This window comes from Streptomyces spinoverrucosus (genome assembly GCF_015712165.1).
GTDB lineage: Bacteria > Actinomycetota > Actinomycetes > Streptomycetales > Streptomycetaceae > Streptomyces > Streptomyces spinoverrucosus_A.
Genome location: NZ_JADPZX010000001.1, coordinates 5,426,161 through 5,440,698, shown reverse-complemented (window position 1 = coordinate 5,440,698; position 14,538 = coordinate 5,426,161). Strand labels below are relative to the sequence as shown.

Sequence of the window (14,538 nt, the reverse complement as noted above, 5' to 3'; positions counted from 1 at the left end):
CGCGCGGGGTCACGGTGTGGTGTTCGCCGAGGTGGCGTGCCCTACGCGACGGTCGTCAGGAGGGCGTGTCCGGGCGCTCGGGGGCGGCGGCGTCCCTTGGCGTCGGGGTCGCGTTGGGGCAGGAAGGCCGTACGGCGGTCCCGGTCGCGGATGGCCGTACGCACCCGCGTCGGCGGCACGGCGGGCGCGCAGCGCGCGGCGACCAGCACGCAGACGGCGAGCGCCGACCCGGCCGCGGCGGTCGCGGCGAGCGCGACGGTGGCGGAGAGCGTGCCGGCGTCCAGCAGGGCCAGGTCGAGGAAGAGGACCAGGAGCAGGACGGCGGGGCGCGACTTCGCGCACTTCCGGATCATCGCCGGCTCCCCCTCCCCGCGTATGGGCGCTGCTGTTCGTTTGTTCGTTTATACCTCACCGCGGGCCCATGGACAGGAGCGTTCCCCACACCACCAGGCGGTACTTGGACGTGTACTCGGGGGTGCAGGTGGTGAGGGTGATGTAGTACCCGGGCGCGCGGTAGCCGCGGGCGGGGTGGACGAGGCTGCGCGGCACGGGCCGTATCACTCCGGTGTCGCGGGCGGAGGTCTGCGGGACGGTCTGGTCGACGGCGTACGTGTACACCGCCGACCGTGTCTGCACGACGATCCGGTCGCCGTCGCCGAGCCGGTCGAGGTACCGGAAGGGCTCGCCGTGGGTGTTGCGGTGCCCGGCGAGGGCGAAGTTCCCGGCGTGGCCGGGCTGTGCGGTGCCGGGGTAGTGGCCGGCGTAGCCCTTGTTGAGGACGTGCGGCTTGCTGATGCCCTCGGCTACGGGGACGCGGAGGTTCAGGCGGGGGATGGTGAGGATGGCGTAGGCGTGGGAGGGGAGGGGCGCCCGCGTCGGCGCCGAGGCGGGCGCGGGTCGCTGGGTGCGGGCCGGCCGCTCGGCCGGAACGCCCGACCCGGCGGCGTCCTTCGGGTCGCTCTCCTGGACGCCGGTCGTGGCCTCGCCCCACTCCTCCTCCAGCGCCGCGACCTCCCGCTCGGCGCCTTGCCTGGCCTGCCGGTTGGTCCACCACACCTGGTGGACGACGAGGAGGAGCAGGACGATCCCGACGGTGACGAGGGCCTCGCCACCGGCCCACAGGGCGCGCCGTTGGCGGGCGCGGCGCCGCCTGGTGGTGTGCCGCACGACCGGTACGCGTACGACGGATACGCGCAGGGCGGGTCCGCGCATCAGGACGCCTCCTCCACCGTCGTACGGGATGGGCCGCCCGCACGATAAGGGGCGGGGTGCGAGGTCTCCAGACCCATGCGCGACTCACGTCCGTCCGCCCCCTCGAACTCTTCCTCAACCGGTTTGAGAAAGGACTGCCGGACCCCTGCTGTCCCGCCGCGCCTCAGTCGTCCCGTCGCCTCGATCGTCACGCCGTCTCAGAGGACGGGCGCCCCGATCCCGAGCAGGTTTCCCTCACTGTCCCGGAACCAGGCGCCCCGCTCGCCCCGTGCCCCCTTGCTCGGATAGTTCCCCTCGATATCGGCGATCCCGTCCTCCCCCGTCCGCAGCCCGGGCAGATCGACGACCTCGAATACGACACCACGCGCTCTCAGCCCGGCCACGACCCTGTCGATGTCGTCGACCTGCCACGCCATCTGCGTGAACGTCCCCGGCGAGGCCCCCGCCGACTGGAAGACAGCGAACTCCACACCCCCGCACCGATACAGCAGCCCACCGGGCCGCTCGTCGACGGGCTCCAGCCCGAGCTTCTCGGCGTAGAAGCGCCGGGCGCGCTGAAGATCCTGGGCGGGCAGCCGGGTCGCCACGCGCCCCCCGGCCAGCAGATCCATCGCCTGCGCATCCATACCCTCACTGTCCCGCAGCCGGGCGGTGGGGTCCTGTCGGACGGCGACTGCTGATGTCCTCGGCGAGCAGGCGGGGCGGCTGTTCGGCGGCGACGTCCTGCTCGGGGCCAGCCCCACGGCCGCACGGATGGCGGGCGGTCCGTTACGCACCTGCTCGCGCAGCTCCGCACCGGCCGGACCGTCACGGCGTAACGCAGCGATCCCCCTCCCCTGCGGCCCGGCGACACGGCCGACTGCCCGGGCCGCGGCCGGCCACCGCACGTCCCTACCGCCCTGACAAGCACCGGCACTGGCACTGGCACCCACCTGACCTTTGTCACCGCACGGCAGTACGGTGTCCCCCATGCGCCCCGACACGCCTGCCGAGAATGTCGACCACACCACCGAGGCGGCCCGCCTGGAGCGAACCGCCGGCCTCTATCCCGAGGACACCGAGGCCCTGCTGCTGCGGGCCGCGGCCCACCTGGAACTGTCCGGCGACCGCCCCGCCGCGACCGCGCTGTACGACCGCCTGCTGTCCTCCGGGGACGGCCTGGAGAACCCGTACCTGATCCGCGCCCTCAAGGCCTCGAACCTCTGGGAGTACGGCCACGAGGCCGAGGCCCGAGCGATCATCGACGGCATCCGCACGGCGTCCCCGCGCGACCCGGCCCCCTGGGTGATCGTGGCCGAGGCCCTCGAATCACACGACGAGCTGGAAACGGCGCAGGAGATCTTCACGGAGGCCACCCGCCTCCTGTCCGGGGACGCGCCGAAGCCCCCACAGTCCACGCACCCCCTCTTCTTCGGCCGCCACCGGGTACGCCGCATGCTGGGCCTCCCCCACGACGACTGGGACACCCTGGCCGACACCCTGCACTCCATGCCGGTCACCCTGGACGAACTCCACGACCCGAAACGCGTATGGTCCCTGGGCTCGGACAACCCGGCGGAGCTGGAAGCGGAAATCTCCCGCCTCCGAGCAGAACTCGGCGCCTACAGAGAGGCCCTCTCCCGCCCGTTCCCGGTGGCGATACTGCACTGGCCGAAGGCCGAACTGACGGAGCTGCTGACGGCGTACCCGTCCCTGACCTCGGAATACCCCTCACACGAGGACCACCTGTCGACGATAGAGGCCTCCCTCCGGGAACTCTCCGCCTCGGGCACACCCAACCTGGGCGTAGTAACGGGCACGGTCCCGTCCTACGAGGCCTTCGCCGCCTCGGAGGGCACAACCCCGGCCGACGCGACCCTGCTCCCCCAGTACGCAACAACCCTCGCGGCCCGAGGCAGAGCGGTGACGTGGCCTCCGGAGCGGACGGCCGTGTGCTGGTGCGGAACAGACCGGACGTACGGGGACTGCCACGGCACGCAGGCATAGGAACCGCCGACCGAAACCCCGAACCAACGAACCTCGACAGCCGTCACGCCACCCCAGCGAGCTCGCACGACCCCGGCACACAACGCAAGCACCCGCCCACAACGCAGGCACCCGCACCCGCACCCGCACACAACCCACGCACCAGCACCCGGCCACGAGCCTCACCCACCACCCCACCGTCCCCGCCGCCCCACCCCTGGGCCGCCCGGCCAGGAAAACCCCGCGGTGGAGGGGCGAGTGTCAAGAGTGGAGCGAAGCGAAATCGGCGAAGCCGACGCCCGAAGGGCGCTCTTGACACTCGCCCCGGAACCGCCACCCTCACAAAAACCGGGCGGCCGTGGCCCACTTGAAGCCAGCGGCAGACCAACATCCCCGTGACGGCCACCTCTCGGCAGCGGACGTCCAATCGGCAATCGCGCCTAGACGATGGGCACCCTTGCTAGCCGCGCGTGATCCTCTGTGGGCGAGCACAAGTTCCCTCGCGGGACGCTTCCTCCCACTGCTCTTTGGAGGCGCTACGTTAGGTCTTTCATCTTCGGATTTGACACTAGCCCCCACGACGCGGCCTTGGGCGAGCCGCTCCAACCATCGCCAGAGCGCCATATCGAGGCGATCCCATGTTCCTCTAGGTACTCCACGTAGTGCCCTATGCCCTCGGTGAACAGAGCTATGAGGTGGGGCTTGGGCTCGCCTCGCTTCTCGTGCCAGAAGTGGCTGTATTCGAAGAGCTGGCCGACGGCCTGGCGTACGGCGTTCGTCGTGTTGCCATTCTTCACGGTCTTCCCTTCGACAAGCCAGGAACGTTGTGAACTCTCACGACTACTGCGTAGGACCAAGTCCCGTGGATGCATACCGGCGATTATGGGGGTGTATCCACAAGCGACTGAGTGGTATCCGAAGTCCTTGATGAGCTCTTCATGACTCCTCGTTCTCCGACGCTTGCCGCCCTTTACGTGAACGTAGTAGTCACTGCTGTCCTTAGGGCAGAAGTTGTCCAGGGCATCGCTGGTCGAGTGTTCCTCGGGTAGGTACTCCACTACAAGATCGTCCACGGCCGGTATTTGGAGATGGACACGCTGCGCCACAGCCACGTCACGAAGAAGTCGCGAAGCCTCGAGCAGGTCAGTGCGAAGGCTCTCTTCTGAGGGCAAGTTCGCGATCTCGTAGCGTCGTGCCACAACGCTGCCCGCTTCATACGACCGTGGACGCCAGTCCTTGGAGCCGAAGATCGGCTGGTGGCTCCAACTCGGCGCCAGGGCTGGTGGTAGCGCGGCACGCAGACGCTTCGCACGCTCCCGCAGCTCACGCCGTAGATCTGGGCGGCCGGGAAATTTCTTCTTGAGGCTCGTCACTCCCTGCTGCAAGGTCAGTGTCACGACCGATAGATCGGCGCTGAAGATGTAGGCGAGATACAGACCATCATGCGGCTCCGTGTTGATTTCCGGATCGTAGACACCGATCCATGGGGTGCTACTTGCGAAGCCCTGACCTCCGTGTCCGTCTGCGGTGAAGCCAGGCGGCAATGGGAGATCATCCCTCTCCTTCACACTGCGGAGGAGAGCCTGGCCCGGTACGTCGTTGGATGCCAAGGCATTGGCATCGTAGATTTCCGCGATGCGGATGAGCAGGTCACGAAGTGGCATGTGCCAAACGTTAGCCACCTCAATCACCTTTGATCCAGACGGAGTCAGCTGCGCGACCACAGGCGATGCAATCTTGTCCGGTACGCGCGCGCCCATCAGTCGCTCTCACGCCGCTCAGTGGCGAGGCGCCAGTCTTAAGGCTCGACACCAACTCGCTCGCAGGCACGTCGAAAACGCACCAGGGCGCAGTACCCCTGATGCACCCACGAGGTCAGCCATGAGGCCCTTGATCGCCGCGAGACACAGGTTAAGGACTTCAGCTGCGAGATGCGGCTACGAGTGCCACCCACGGCTCCCCGTCACCCATCGTCCTGATCGCCGTCACCTTCTTCGAGTTCGTTGGTGTCGGGTTCTGCGGCAACGCTGATGGATGTGTCAGCCTCACGCCACTCCTCAGAGTCAGCGGACACCCCGAACGCGGCGTTCTCCTCCGCGAACGCATCAGGCCTATAGACGACGAGGCGTTTACCCTCATCTCTCTTGCCCGGGAGCGACCAGATGGGCCTGTATTTACGCTTCCGCAGCGCCGCCAGCGCTCCGTCACGATCAGCGCCCGGTGCCATCAAGGACACATCTATGCCCTCCTCCACGCGGACATTGACCTCATGGCGCGTCAGAGTGCGGTTGCAAAGGTAGTTCGCAGCGCGAGGTCGGCCGGGATGCATCGTGTCCCAGTACGAACGGGGGTTAGTGCGCGCTCTGCCGGCGGGATTCGACCCGAATCCGGTAAGCAGCGTGTTCCATAGCACTGGGCTGTAGGCACGCAGCAGGGCCCTTTCGCCCAGGACGATCCACACGTCGTCCAGCAGCAAGTAGCGCACGTCAAAGTCGGCGACCGAAAGGTTGTCTGCTTCCTTGATGCTGGCGCGATGCTTGTCTATCCGCTTATACAGTTTAGGAAGCCGCTCATTCGGCGGGTCACCATAGCTGCTATTCCCAGCCTCGGCCTTTCCTACATAGAGGGGAACGTTTGTGCCCCGAAGAGGCGCGTAGATCGGAAAGGCACCCCGGTAGTAGAGAGCGTAAAGGCCCGCCCCCTGGAACGACCGTAGATCGGCCAGCCCCACCTTAGGCCTGGCCTCCAGGGCGCGGCGCAGGTCCTCGCTCAACTGTCCAAGGCCTAGCGGGTTGAATCGCCCACGAGCGTCGCCCGAGAGGTGATCCGGAGGTGATATCGACATATCAGCATAGTCCAAGCGGGCCGCTACAGCTCATCAGGCAGAATATCGGGAAACGTGAGGGTTTCCTGCGAGGGCGGTGGTTCCTCTTGGTTCCAGCGGCGCTCAATCAGAAGACGGGATTGCTCAGCGGACTGCTTGCTCGGCGTGGGCATCCGGTCCGGGCTAGACCACGGCCGGCCGGGATGCAGTTCATCCCACGGGGGGCGACGTTGATTACTCCTACCGCCGCCGGGTGCGTGGTTACCAAAACCGTCAACCAAGGTATTCCACAATGGACGGAACTGCCTGATCATGAGCTGTTCAGCCAGAGAAACGAAGAAATCGACAGCGACAAGATAGCGGACATGGAACTCGTCGGCGTCCAGGTCCACAGCCTGCTCAAGGGATGTTCTATGCTCTTTGATCCGTTCCCACAGAGGTGCCTCGCCTTCGCCCGAGCTAGTCAGCCCCTTGCGTCCCCCTTTATGCACGGCTTTCCCAACATAGATGGGCGTGCGGCAACCGTCAGAGATTGGCTCATACAGAGGGTGATGACCAACGTAATAAATTGCGTAAATGCCCGCCCCTAGCATCGGATGCACATCCGTAATTGGCTCTGGCTCCATTTGCAGCATCTGCATTTCGATGCTTCGACCCAGATTCTCCAGCTTGAGCGGGTCGTACGGCTCGGGGCGAGTGGCGTACTGTCTCCAACTCCCACGTATGACCCGCTTCGGTCCCACTGACCCGCCTGTCTCGTTGGACACGCCGGCACCCCTCCCACTGATGGCGTCACCTGCAGCGACGGCCACTCTAGCGAGCGAGATCCCCGATGCGGGCGTGCGTCTCAGGACTTGGTTCCCATGATCAACAACTCCGCGGTATGCTTTGCGCATGTCTGATCAGGGGAAACAAAAGTCTGCCAACCGGACGTCCGTTGAGCTTTTCGCGGGTGGCGGCGGCTTGGCCATGGCTGTGCACAACGCTGGCTTTCGGCCACTCCTGGTCAACGAGTTCAACAAGCGCGCTTTGGAGACGCTGATCGAGAACGGGGCGAAGCCTCGCGACCCGAGAGACACATCCATGCCTAGGCCAGGGGAGGGGCATCCCGGCCGCCGTGCCGCTGGCTGGCCCCTAACCCCCGGCGATGTGCGGGACATCCCCTCGTTCGAGTTCCTCAAGGACGCCGAGGTGGACGTCCTCGCCGGCGGCCCTCCCTGCCAACCGTTCAGCCTTGGGGGGGTGGCGAAGGGTACCGAGGACGCGCGGAACATGTTCCCGGAAATGTTCCGGGCCATCCGCGAGATGCGCCCCAAGGCTGTCGTTTGCGAGAACGTACGGGGCCTGCTACGGCGCTCTTTTGAGCCATACTTCCAGTACATCATTCGAGAGATGAGCCTTCCGTTCGTTCGGCGAGCGGAGGGGGCCACCTGGGAAGAACATGACCGGGTTCTACGGGGAGTGCTCGCAAGCGGCGACACTGATCCGTCTGAGCGGTACGACGTTGCGTACATGCCGGTGAATGCTGCGGATTACGGGGTGCCGCAGATCCGACACCGAGTCATGATCGTCGCGTTTCGCTCCGACCTCGGTGTGGACTGGGACAGACACAGGCCGGAACCTCGGTTCTCTGAGGCGGCCCTCATCGACTCAATGCATGATGGGAGTTACTGGAAGCGTTACGACGACGTCCAGGGAATCGATGCCGTTCGAGACCGGGTCATGGCAAATCTGCCACCAGTGTCCCTCGTTCCTGATGACAAGGAGCCGTGGCGCACCCTGCGCGACGCGCTCGCCGGGATCGATGAGAACGAAGGTAGGCCCCTGCCTCCTATCGAGCTGGAGGATGTTCATGGCAAGCGACTTGCAGGCCATATCCCGGATCACATGGGCTGGCCCGGCGCCCGCGTTTACACCGGCCACACACCCAACGAACTCGATCGCCCTGCTAAGACGGTGAAAGCGGGCGTTCATGGCGTGCCTGGCGGCGAGTCGGTGCTGCGACTCGATGATCCGACGTTTGACGACACCGGTTACCGCTATATGACAGTCCGCGAGACCGCACGTGTCATGACCTTTCCTGATGACTGGGTCCTTGCAGGACCGCGTGGCGAGAAGATGCGCCAGCTCGGCAACGCCGTCCCGGTCAAGCTCGGCGAGGCCTTCGCCAAGGCAGTCCGAGCCGCTCTCGATGACGCCGAGAGGTTGACATGACTGAACCGACCAAGAATCAGCATGGGTGGAGGGACCGGCTACCATCCGAGCAGGCCTGGAAGCCCAGGCAGGGCATGTCCCAGTCTGCCCGGTCCGCAGAGCAGGACCGCGCTGCTGGTGGGCGTCACCGCCGGGTCGTCGTGCTTGATAGCGGGGAGCGTGCCACTGGCTCTATCGCCTTCCGGGTCTACCGCCGTACTCGCCGTATACGCGCATACCTGCGGTGGTCCCAACAGGGCCAGACTCGAGAGCGCTACGTGGGCGAGGTCAACGCGGCGACTCGGGTCGCCAACCTTGCCCAGGCCTGGGCAGTGGCTCGCGAAGCTGGCCTGGTTACCGACGAGGAACTGCCCGCCGGCTCTGAAGCATCCTCGACAGCTGTGCGTGCCGTCATGGCCGCCAACAAAGGGCGAGATACGAAACCGGAGCTGCTGCTCCGTTCGATCCTCCATGGCAAGGGCCTGCGCTACCGGGTGAACGCCCGACCATTGCCCGACCTCCGCCGCACGGCTGACCTGGTCTTCACTAAGGCTCGAGTCGCAGTCTTTGTAGACGGATGCTACTGGCATGGATGTCCAGATCACTACCGTCCCGCCATGAAGCGCTCCCGCTTCTGGAAAGACAAGATCGAGGGCAACCAAGCGCGCGACGCGGACACGAACCGGCGGCTTCGGGAGCACGGGTGGACCGTAGTCCGAGTGTGGGAACACGAAGATCCAAACAGGGCTGCGGAGAAGGTGAGAGCGGCACTAGCCACACGGCTATTGGCGCCAGCTGGCCCAGAAGGCGGGTTGGCTGAGCAGGGTGCTGATCAAGGCTATGATTGAAACGGACTGTTTCGTCGTAGCAGTGTGCTCATGGGAGAACAGTGGGCTCGTCGTTCGCTTGAGGGCGTCCTGGTTGACGATCAACTCGCCCACATAGGCTCTGCCTTGTCAGCGAGGTCCGCGCGGTAGGCGTGCCAGCGGAAGAGGTCAGTAAGGCCGTACCCGTTACCAGCCTCATACCGCTGAGCCCGAACTGAGCATCCTCACCGATGTCCAGCTTCTCGTTGCGGACCTTGCACCTACGAACGCCCGAGCCGTTCGTGATTCGTGACCATCTCCCGTCCCCACATTGCTTCATAAACGCGGGTCGATGAGCGCGGCCGCGTACTCCTGCGTCACGGTTCGAACGGTAGGGGGCACCCACCAGCACGCAGCGTCTCGATACCCTGCTTCCCATGATTCGTGCAGTCGTCTTCGACGTCGGTGAGTGCCTGGTGGACGAGACCCGGGAGTACGGCACCTGGGCCGACTGGCTGGAGGTACCGAGGCACACGTTCCACGCGATGTTCGGAGCGGTGATCGCACAGGGTCGGGACTACCGGGAGACATTCCAGGAGTTCCGGCCCGGGTTCGACCTCTACGAGGAGCGGCAGAAGCGGGCCGACGCCGGACAGCCGGAGGCCTTCGGGGAAAAGGATCTGTACGCGGACGTACGGCCCACGCTGCAACGGCTCCGGGCAGACGGGCTGTGGCTCGGCATCGCCGGTAACCAGACGGTGCGAGCGGGACGGATCTTGCGCGATCTCTTCTCCGATGACGTCGACCTGATCGGTACGTCCGACGACTGGGGCGCCAGCAAGCCCGAGCCCGAGTTCTTCAAGCGGGTCGCCGCCGTCGTGCCCTTCGAGGTCGGGGAGATCCTGTACGTCGGTGATCGGTGCGACAACGACATCCGACCGGCCGGCGAGGCGGGGATGCACACCGCGCTCGTGCATCGCGGGCCGTGGGCCACGATTCAGTGGAACAGCGACGAAGCGAGGGAACTGCCCACTTTCCGGATTGAGGGGCTCCTCGAGCTGGCCGATCGGGTACGCGAGTTCAACGACTCAGCGCGCTGAGCGTTGTCGACCAGTCGTAGAGGCGGTCGTCGAGGTCGCGGACGCAGCGTTCGTGCTGGTGGGCAGTGAGAGAACGGCGGACCTCGCGTACGCGGTCCATGCCGGTGGCGTACCAAGTGATGGCCAACTGGTCGAGGGCCAGGCCTGCGTACTCGCAAGCCTTCTCCGGGTTCCCCGAGGCCGCTTCGACGGCTGCCAGGTCGCCGTACACGACCGTGCGCTGTTTCTCCTCGCCGGGGGACAGGGCTTCCAGGGCCGCGCTCAGCGCCTCGCGGGCCTGTGGGAGGTGACCCGCGAGCAGTTCGGTGTTGCCCTTGAAGGCTGCGAGCCGAGCCCGGGAGAACCAGTCCATCCACTCGGGTGAGGGGTGCTCGCTGCCGTCTCGCAGGATGTCCTCAGCGTGGCCGATCAGGTGCAGGGCGGTGCGGGTGTTACCGCACCTGGTCTCGCATTCGGCCTCCACGGCGTCCAGCCATGCCAGGAACTCGGCGGATGCGGGGGCTCGGCGGGCGTAGGTGCGAGCTGCGATCATGCGCTCCTGGGCTCCCTCACGCTCGCCCGCCCAACCAGGGATGAACGCCATGTGCGCGATGACCGCCGACCCGAGAAGTGTGTCGTCTGCCTCGCCCGCGGCCTGCAGGGCCAGGAGAAGCGTGTCGTGCGCACTGGCCGGCTGGCTGAGGTCGAAGAACTCGATCCGGCCCGCGAGCAGGTAGGTCTCCGCCAGCGCCGCGGCCACCGTACGGCGCGTAACATCCGTCGTCTCGGGGAGTAGGGCACAACCTAGCGTCGCATGCGCAAGCACAGCTGGATGCAGGGTGGACGGTGCGACCGACCAGTAGAGCCGGCGGTGTGAGCGAGTCACCGCCTCGAAGTCGGCACCTGCCGTGGTCGGTTGGGGCGCGGCGATGGCCCGCTGAGAGCCCATCGCCAGTCCAAGTGCCGCCGCACCGCCAGTGACCAGCATGCGGCGGGTGGGGTCTGGTGTCGGGCCCTCTGAGCCCCAGGGGGGTGTGAAACCGAGCGACTCCATGCTCTGGCCGAGCAGATGAACAAGTACGCGCTGGCAGTCCGGCTGTGGCCACGGTGGATTGTCCGACTCCCAGCGGCGAACCTGTCGTACTCCGATCGACAGACCGCGGATGCCCATGCGCTTGGCGTGCTCCGTCAGGGCGTCGGCCAGGTCCTGCTGTGAGTTGAACCCGGCGGCCACGCGAGCCGCCTTGAGCCGGACGTTGCCTGTGGGCCTTGGCACGGAATCGCCCCCTCCTGTCGACAACTGGTTCAAGCCTCCCACAACAGGTCCGCCACAGGACCCTTCTCCCCCTCAGGGCGTCAGCAAGGCCCTGTGAACGTCCTCTTGAAGGCCTTTTGGAGTCCTCGAATCTGAGCAGTCACTCGTGGACTCTCTGTGCCGTACCGACTGTTGGGCAGCAGCAAGGGAGCAACTATGCACGCACATGAGACTCCAGACGGGGTGATCTCCGAGTGGCTGACTCGGAGCCATCCGGCGCCGGATCAGGTTCGGAACGAGTGGGCGGCGCTGGGCGTCGCCCTTCTGTCGCTTGGGGAGCGGTTCGCAGCGGTGCGTATGCCATCCGAGGTCGTACACGCCGTCGTTCGGTCCCACGAGCCCGACCAAGTCGCAGGCGCGCTCGGAGAGTTATTGGGCGGATCGGTCATCTTTGACCGCCGCGTGGCGGGAGGCACTTACTACGCACTGATCGAGGCGCACGCCGCTCTCGTGTGGGCGTACGACGACATCGCGACCTGCTTGGGGCGCGGCACCTATCTCGGAGTTCCGCGCCTCGACCGGCGGCAACCGCCAGGCACGTACTGGGTGGTGCCGCCCAGGTACGAAGGTGACTTGTGCGCGCCGCGTTCGATCGTCGCCCTGGTCGAGGCCGGACGGTCTCAGCTTGCCGGGGAAGCCGAGGCCTGGTCGCACGCCATCGAGAGGAAGGCTGAGCACATGGCCACTGTCACCACTCAGGCGCCGTGGGCGATGCGATTGGTGACCGACCGCCTGCCGATCAGCCCGCCGCCATACGCGACCGTGGTACTCGACAGCGCTACACAGACCGCCCGATACGCCGACAGCTCCGGGCAGGAGGTGGAGATGGGTAAGCATGGGTCGTCGAAGACCGCGGGAACGGCGTCGGTCTCCGGAGGCGGGGACGGGGAGAAGCCGCAACCGCAGACGCAGGACGACGTCACAACCGACTACGAGTCGGACTGAGCGATGGCTTCCACCGTCCTGGTCATCACGGCCCTGGAAGACGTCACAGCCGACTGGGTGATCGCCGCGCTGAACGCGCGCGGGGTGCCCGTCGTGCGCATCGACCCTGCCGACATTGGACCTGAGCTCGCCTTCGGGTTCCGTATCGGATCCGGCACACCGCTGTGGAGCGGGCGGATGCGTACGACCAGTAAGGAGCTCGAGTTGGGGGAAGTGACGGCGGTCTACTATCGCCGCCCCACCCCGTACGCCGACCGGTTCAAGCACCTCCCCCAGCAGCAACGGGATTTCGCCATCGCCGAGGCACGGCATGGGCTCGGCGGTGTCCTGCACAGCTTGCGTCGTGCGCTGTACGTCAATCATCCGTCCGCGGTCGCACGTGCGGATTTCAAACCGACACAGCTCCAGAGGTTCGCCGAGCTGGGAGTGAGGATCCCGCCGACACTGATCACCAATGACCCCGAAGCGGCACGTAAGTTCGCCGCCACCCAGGAGCAAGTCGTCTACAAGTCGTTCCGTGGTCTGCCCCGCGGCGATGACCATCGGACCGGGGCGCTGTGGACTCAACGTGTCGACCCTGACACCTTCGATGACGCCCTCATGACGACCGCGCACCTGTTCCAGGCCGAGATCCCCAAGGCAGGAGACGCACGCGTCACCGTAGTCGGCCGCCGGGTTTTCGCCCAACGGATCACCACCCCGGACGGGGCTTTGGACTGGCGTCGCGGCAACTGGGAGGAACTGGCTCACACGCCCATCGCCGTCCCCTCCGCCGTCGAGGCTGCCTTGCAGCGCTATTTGGACTCGTTCGGTCTGGTCTTCGGCTGTTTCGACTTCGCACTCACCGGAGACAGCGACGATCCAGAAAGGTGGTGGGCGATCGAGTGCAACCCGAACGGGCAGTGGGGCTGGCTCCCGGACGCGCAGGACATCACCGATGCTTTCGCCGACATCTTGACCAGGAAGGAGGCGGCAGGCCATGAAGATGCCGGCCGACCCTGAGACCGACGCGGCGCGGCTGCGTGAGGCCATGGCGGAAGTCCTCGCCGTAGACGGGACTCTCAAGGATCCAGCCTGGCGGGCGGCGGTCGAAGAGGTGCCACGGCATCCCTTCGTACCCGGCTTCTATCTGCCCACCGGGCAACGCGACGAGCACGGACTGACCGTGTGGGAGCCGGTCACCGCCGAGCTCGACTACGGCCGGTGGCTAGCCGCGGCGTACTCCAACACCACGCTGATCACGCAGTTCGACGGCGAGGAGCCCGACTGGAAGGACCCGGTCGTCCGGCATGGTGGGGCCCCCACCTCGTCGTCCACACTGCCGTCGCTCGTCCTGCGCATGTGGGCCGACGCCGACGTCGCGGAGGGTCACACAGTGCTGGAGATCGGAACCGGGACCGGCTATTCCACCGCACTCGCCTGCGAGCGTCTGGGCTCCTCGCACGTCACCAGCGTGGAGATCGACCCGCGTCGGCTGGAAGCGGCGGCGAACACGCTATATGGCTGCGGCTACTTCCCGACGCTGGCCGTGGCGGACGGCTTGTACGGGTACTGGCCCGAGGCTTGGTACGACCGAATCGTGGCCGCCTGTTCGTTCCGTGCCGTCCCGCCCGCGTTGCTCGCTCAAGCCCGGCCGGGCGGGAAGATTCTGATCCCCCTGTCGGGCTGGCTCTACGGAAACGCCCGTGTCCTGCTCACCGTGGCCGAGGACGGCACGGCCGAGGGTCCCTTGCTGCCGGGCACGATCTCCTTCATGCCCGCCCGGACGCATGCGGCACCGGCCTTCGGCAATCCCGCGGACTGGGCCGCCGGTTTGCCCGAGAAAACACGATCGGCCAGGCACAGCCCCGAACGGATCACGGCCGCGACCGAGGAGGCGTTCCACCTGCGCTTCCTCGCCCAAACCGCAGTACCGAACGCACAGATGGTCACGATGGACGGAGTCGTACACCTCGTCGATGTCGTCACCGGCTCTGCCGCCACGCTCACGCCCAACGGCACAGCGTGGGAGGTCCATGAAGGCGGCCCGATGAAGTTGTGGGAACGCATCGAGGAAGTCCTGGACGCGTTCGACGCGGCCGATCGGCCGAGGCCGGAGACGTTCACGATGCATGTGTACGACGGCGGGCAACATCTGCGGCATCCGCGGATGCCTGGTCTGCCGCTTCCGAGGCCCTGAGATGAGACGAGACCCTCACC

The 14,538-nt window shown here is 66.3% G+C and carries 14 protein-coding genes; 7 read left to right on the top strand and 7 right to left on the bottom strand.

Annotated features, from left to right (window positions below):
* Positions 1–41 precede the first annotated feature (41 nt).
* The 3 genes from I2W78_RS24740 to I2W78_RS24730 all read right to left on the bottom strand — a co-directional run bounded on the left by I2W78_RS24740 (position 42) and on the right by I2W78_RS24730 (position 1,838).
* Positions 42–353, bottom strand: a complete 312-nt coding sequence (locus I2W78_RS24740) for a DUF6412 domain-containing protein (protein WP_196462464.1) — start codon at positions 351–353, stop codon at positions 42–44.
* A gap of 55 nt (positions 354–408) precedes the next feature.
* Positions 409–1,212, bottom strand: coding sequence for a class E sortase (locus I2W78_RS24735; RefSeq protein WP_196462463.1), 804 nt, complete (start codon positions 1,210–1,212; stop codon positions 409–411).
* A gap of 197 nt (positions 1,213–1,409) precedes the next feature.
* A complete protein-coding gene (locus tag I2W78_RS24730; protein ID WP_196462462.1) occupies positions 1,410–1,838 on the bottom strand; it encodes a VOC family protein in 429 nt (142 codons plus the stop codon).
* A 343-nt stretch (positions 1,839–2,181) separates the two neighbouring features.
* On the opposite strand from I2W78_RS24730, the gene I2W78_RS24725 reads away from it, so the two are divergent.
* On the top strand, positions 2,182–3,198 hold the full coding sequence (locus I2W78_RS24725; RefSeq protein ID WP_196462461.1) for an SEC-C domain-containing protein: 1,017 nt from the start codon (positions 2,182–2,184) through the stop codon (positions 3,196–3,198).
* 515 nt (positions 3,199–3,713) lie between these two features.
* Here the strand turns inward: I2W78_RS24725 and I2W78_RS24720 are convergent.
* The 3 genes from I2W78_RS24720 to I2W78_RS24710 form a co-directional block, all read right to left on the bottom strand.
* Complete coding sequence (locus tag I2W78_RS24720) at positions 3,714–4,841, bottom strand: MrcB family domain-containing protein (RefSeq protein ID WP_196462460.1); 1,128 nt, start codon at positions 4,839–4,841, stop codon at positions 3,714–3,716.
* 299 nt (positions 4,842–5,140) lie between these two features.
* Complete coding sequence (locus I2W78_RS24715) at positions 5,141–5,950, bottom strand: Eco29kI family restriction endonuclease (protein ID WP_196462459.1); 810 nt, start codon at positions 5,948–5,950, stop codon at positions 5,141–5,143.
* A 95-nt stretch (positions 5,951–6,045) separates the two neighbouring features.
* The gene (locus tag I2W78_RS24710; protein WP_307783766.1) at positions 6,046–6,768 is read right to left on the bottom strand and encodes an Eco29kI family restriction endonuclease; all 723 of its coding nucleotides are present in this window, start codon (positions 6,766–6,768) and stop codon (positions 6,046–6,048) included.
* A 127-nt stretch (positions 6,769–6,895) separates the two neighbouring features.
* Between I2W78_RS24710 and I2W78_RS24705 the strand changes: the two genes are divergently transcribed.
* The 3 genes from I2W78_RS24705 to I2W78_RS24695 all read left to right on the top strand — a co-directional run bounded on the left by I2W78_RS24705 (position 6,896) and on the right by I2W78_RS24695 (position 10,100).
* Entirely contained in the window at positions 6,896–8,215 is a 1,320-nt protein-coding gene (locus I2W78_RS24705) for a DNA cytosine methyltransferase (RefSeq protein WP_196462458.1), read from the top strand.
* Positions 8,212–9,042 (top strand): very short patch repair endonuclease, encoded by an 831-nt coding sequence (locus I2W78_RS41475; protein ID WP_196462457.1) that lies wholly within the window; start codon positions 8,212–8,214, stop codon positions 9,040–9,042. Before I2W78_RS24705 ends, I2W78_RS41475 begins: the two co-directional genes overlap by 4 nt.
* A 395-nt stretch (positions 9,043–9,437) precedes the next feature.
* On the top strand, positions 9,438–10,100 hold the full coding sequence (locus I2W78_RS24695) for an HAD family hydrolase (protein WP_196462456.1): 663 nt from the start codon (positions 9,438–9,440) through the stop codon (positions 10,098–10,100).
* Here I2W78_RS24695 and I2W78_RS24690 read toward each other — a convergent pair.
* Entirely contained in the window at positions 10,081–11,355 is a 1,275-nt protein-coding gene (locus tag I2W78_RS24690) for a transcriptional regulator (protein WP_196462455.1), read from the bottom strand. The genes I2W78_RS24695 and I2W78_RS24690 overlap by 20 nt on opposite strands.
* A 195-nt stretch (positions 11,356–11,550) precedes the next feature.
* On the opposite strand from I2W78_RS24690, the gene I2W78_RS40690 reads away from it, so the two are divergent.
* The 3 genes from I2W78_RS40690 to tgmC are packed head-to-tail and all read left to right on the top strand — an operon-like array spanning position 11,551 to position 14,518.
* Positions 11,551–12,339, top strand: coding sequence for a putative ATP-grasp-modified RiPP (locus tag I2W78_RS40690; protein WP_230885575.1), 789 nt, complete (start codon positions 11,551–11,553; stop codon positions 12,337–12,339).
* A 3-nt stretch (positions 12,340–12,342) separates the two neighbouring features.
* Positions 12,343–13,341: an ATP-grasp ribosomal peptide maturase gene (gene tgmB / locus I2W78_RS24680; protein WP_196462454.1), complete on the top strand. Its 999-nt coding sequence runs from the start codon at positions 12,343–12,345 to the stop codon at positions 13,339–13,341.
* A complete protein-coding gene (gene tgmC / locus I2W78_RS24675) occupies positions 13,319–14,518 on the top strand; it encodes an ATP-grasp peptide maturase system methyltransferase (protein WP_196462453.1) in 1,200 nt (399 codons plus the stop codon). The genes tgmB and tgmC overlap by 23 nt, the downstream gene beginning before the upstream one ends.
* The last annotated feature ends 20 nt before the right edge of the window (positions 14,519–14,538 follow it).

Bases quoted from the DNA above. Each gene is read 5' to 3' on its own strand.
- I2W78_RS24735 (WP_196462463.1), bottom strand. From the start codon at position 1,212: ATGCGCGGACCCGCCCTGCGCGTATCCGTCGTACGCGTACCGGTCGTG.
- tgmC (WP_196462453.1), top strand. From the start codon at position 13,319: ATGAAGATGCCGGCCGACCCTGAGACCGACGCGGCGCGGCTGCGTGAG.
- I2W78_RS24705 (WP_196462458.1), top strand. From the start codon at position 6,896: ATGTCTGATCAGGGGAAACAAAAGTCTGCCAACCGGACGTCCGTTGAG.
- I2W78_RS24740 (WP_196462464.1), bottom strand. From the start codon at position 353: ATGATCCGGAAGTGCGCGAAGTCGCGCCCCGCCGTCCTGCTCCTGGTC.
- tgmB (WP_196462454.1), top strand. From the start codon at position 12,343: ATGGCTTCCACCGTCCTGGTCATCACGGCCCTGGAAGACGTCACAGCC.
- I2W78_RS24725 (WP_196462461.1), top strand. From the start codon at position 2,182: ATGCGCCCCGACACGCCTGCCGAGAATGTCGACCACACCACCGAGGCG.
- I2W78_RS40690 (WP_230885575.1), top strand. From the start codon at position 11,551: ATGCACGCACATGAGACTCCAGACGGGGTGATCTCCGAGTGGCTGACT.
- I2W78_RS24720 (WP_196462460.1), bottom strand. From the start codon at position 4,841: ATGCCACTTCGTGACCTGCTCATCCGCATCGCGGAAATCTACGATGCC.
- I2W78_RS24695 (WP_196462456.1), top strand. From the start codon at position 9,438: ATGATTCGTGCAGTCGTCTTCGACGTCGGTGAGTGCCTGGTGGACGAG.
- I2W78_RS41475 (WP_196462457.1), top strand. From the start codon at position 8,212: ATGACTGAACCGACCAAGAATCAGCATGGGTGGAGGGACCGGCTACCA.
- I2W78_RS24730 (WP_196462462.1), bottom strand. From the start codon at position 1,838: ATGGATGCGCAGGCGATGGATCTGCTGGCCGGGGGGCGCGTGGCGACC.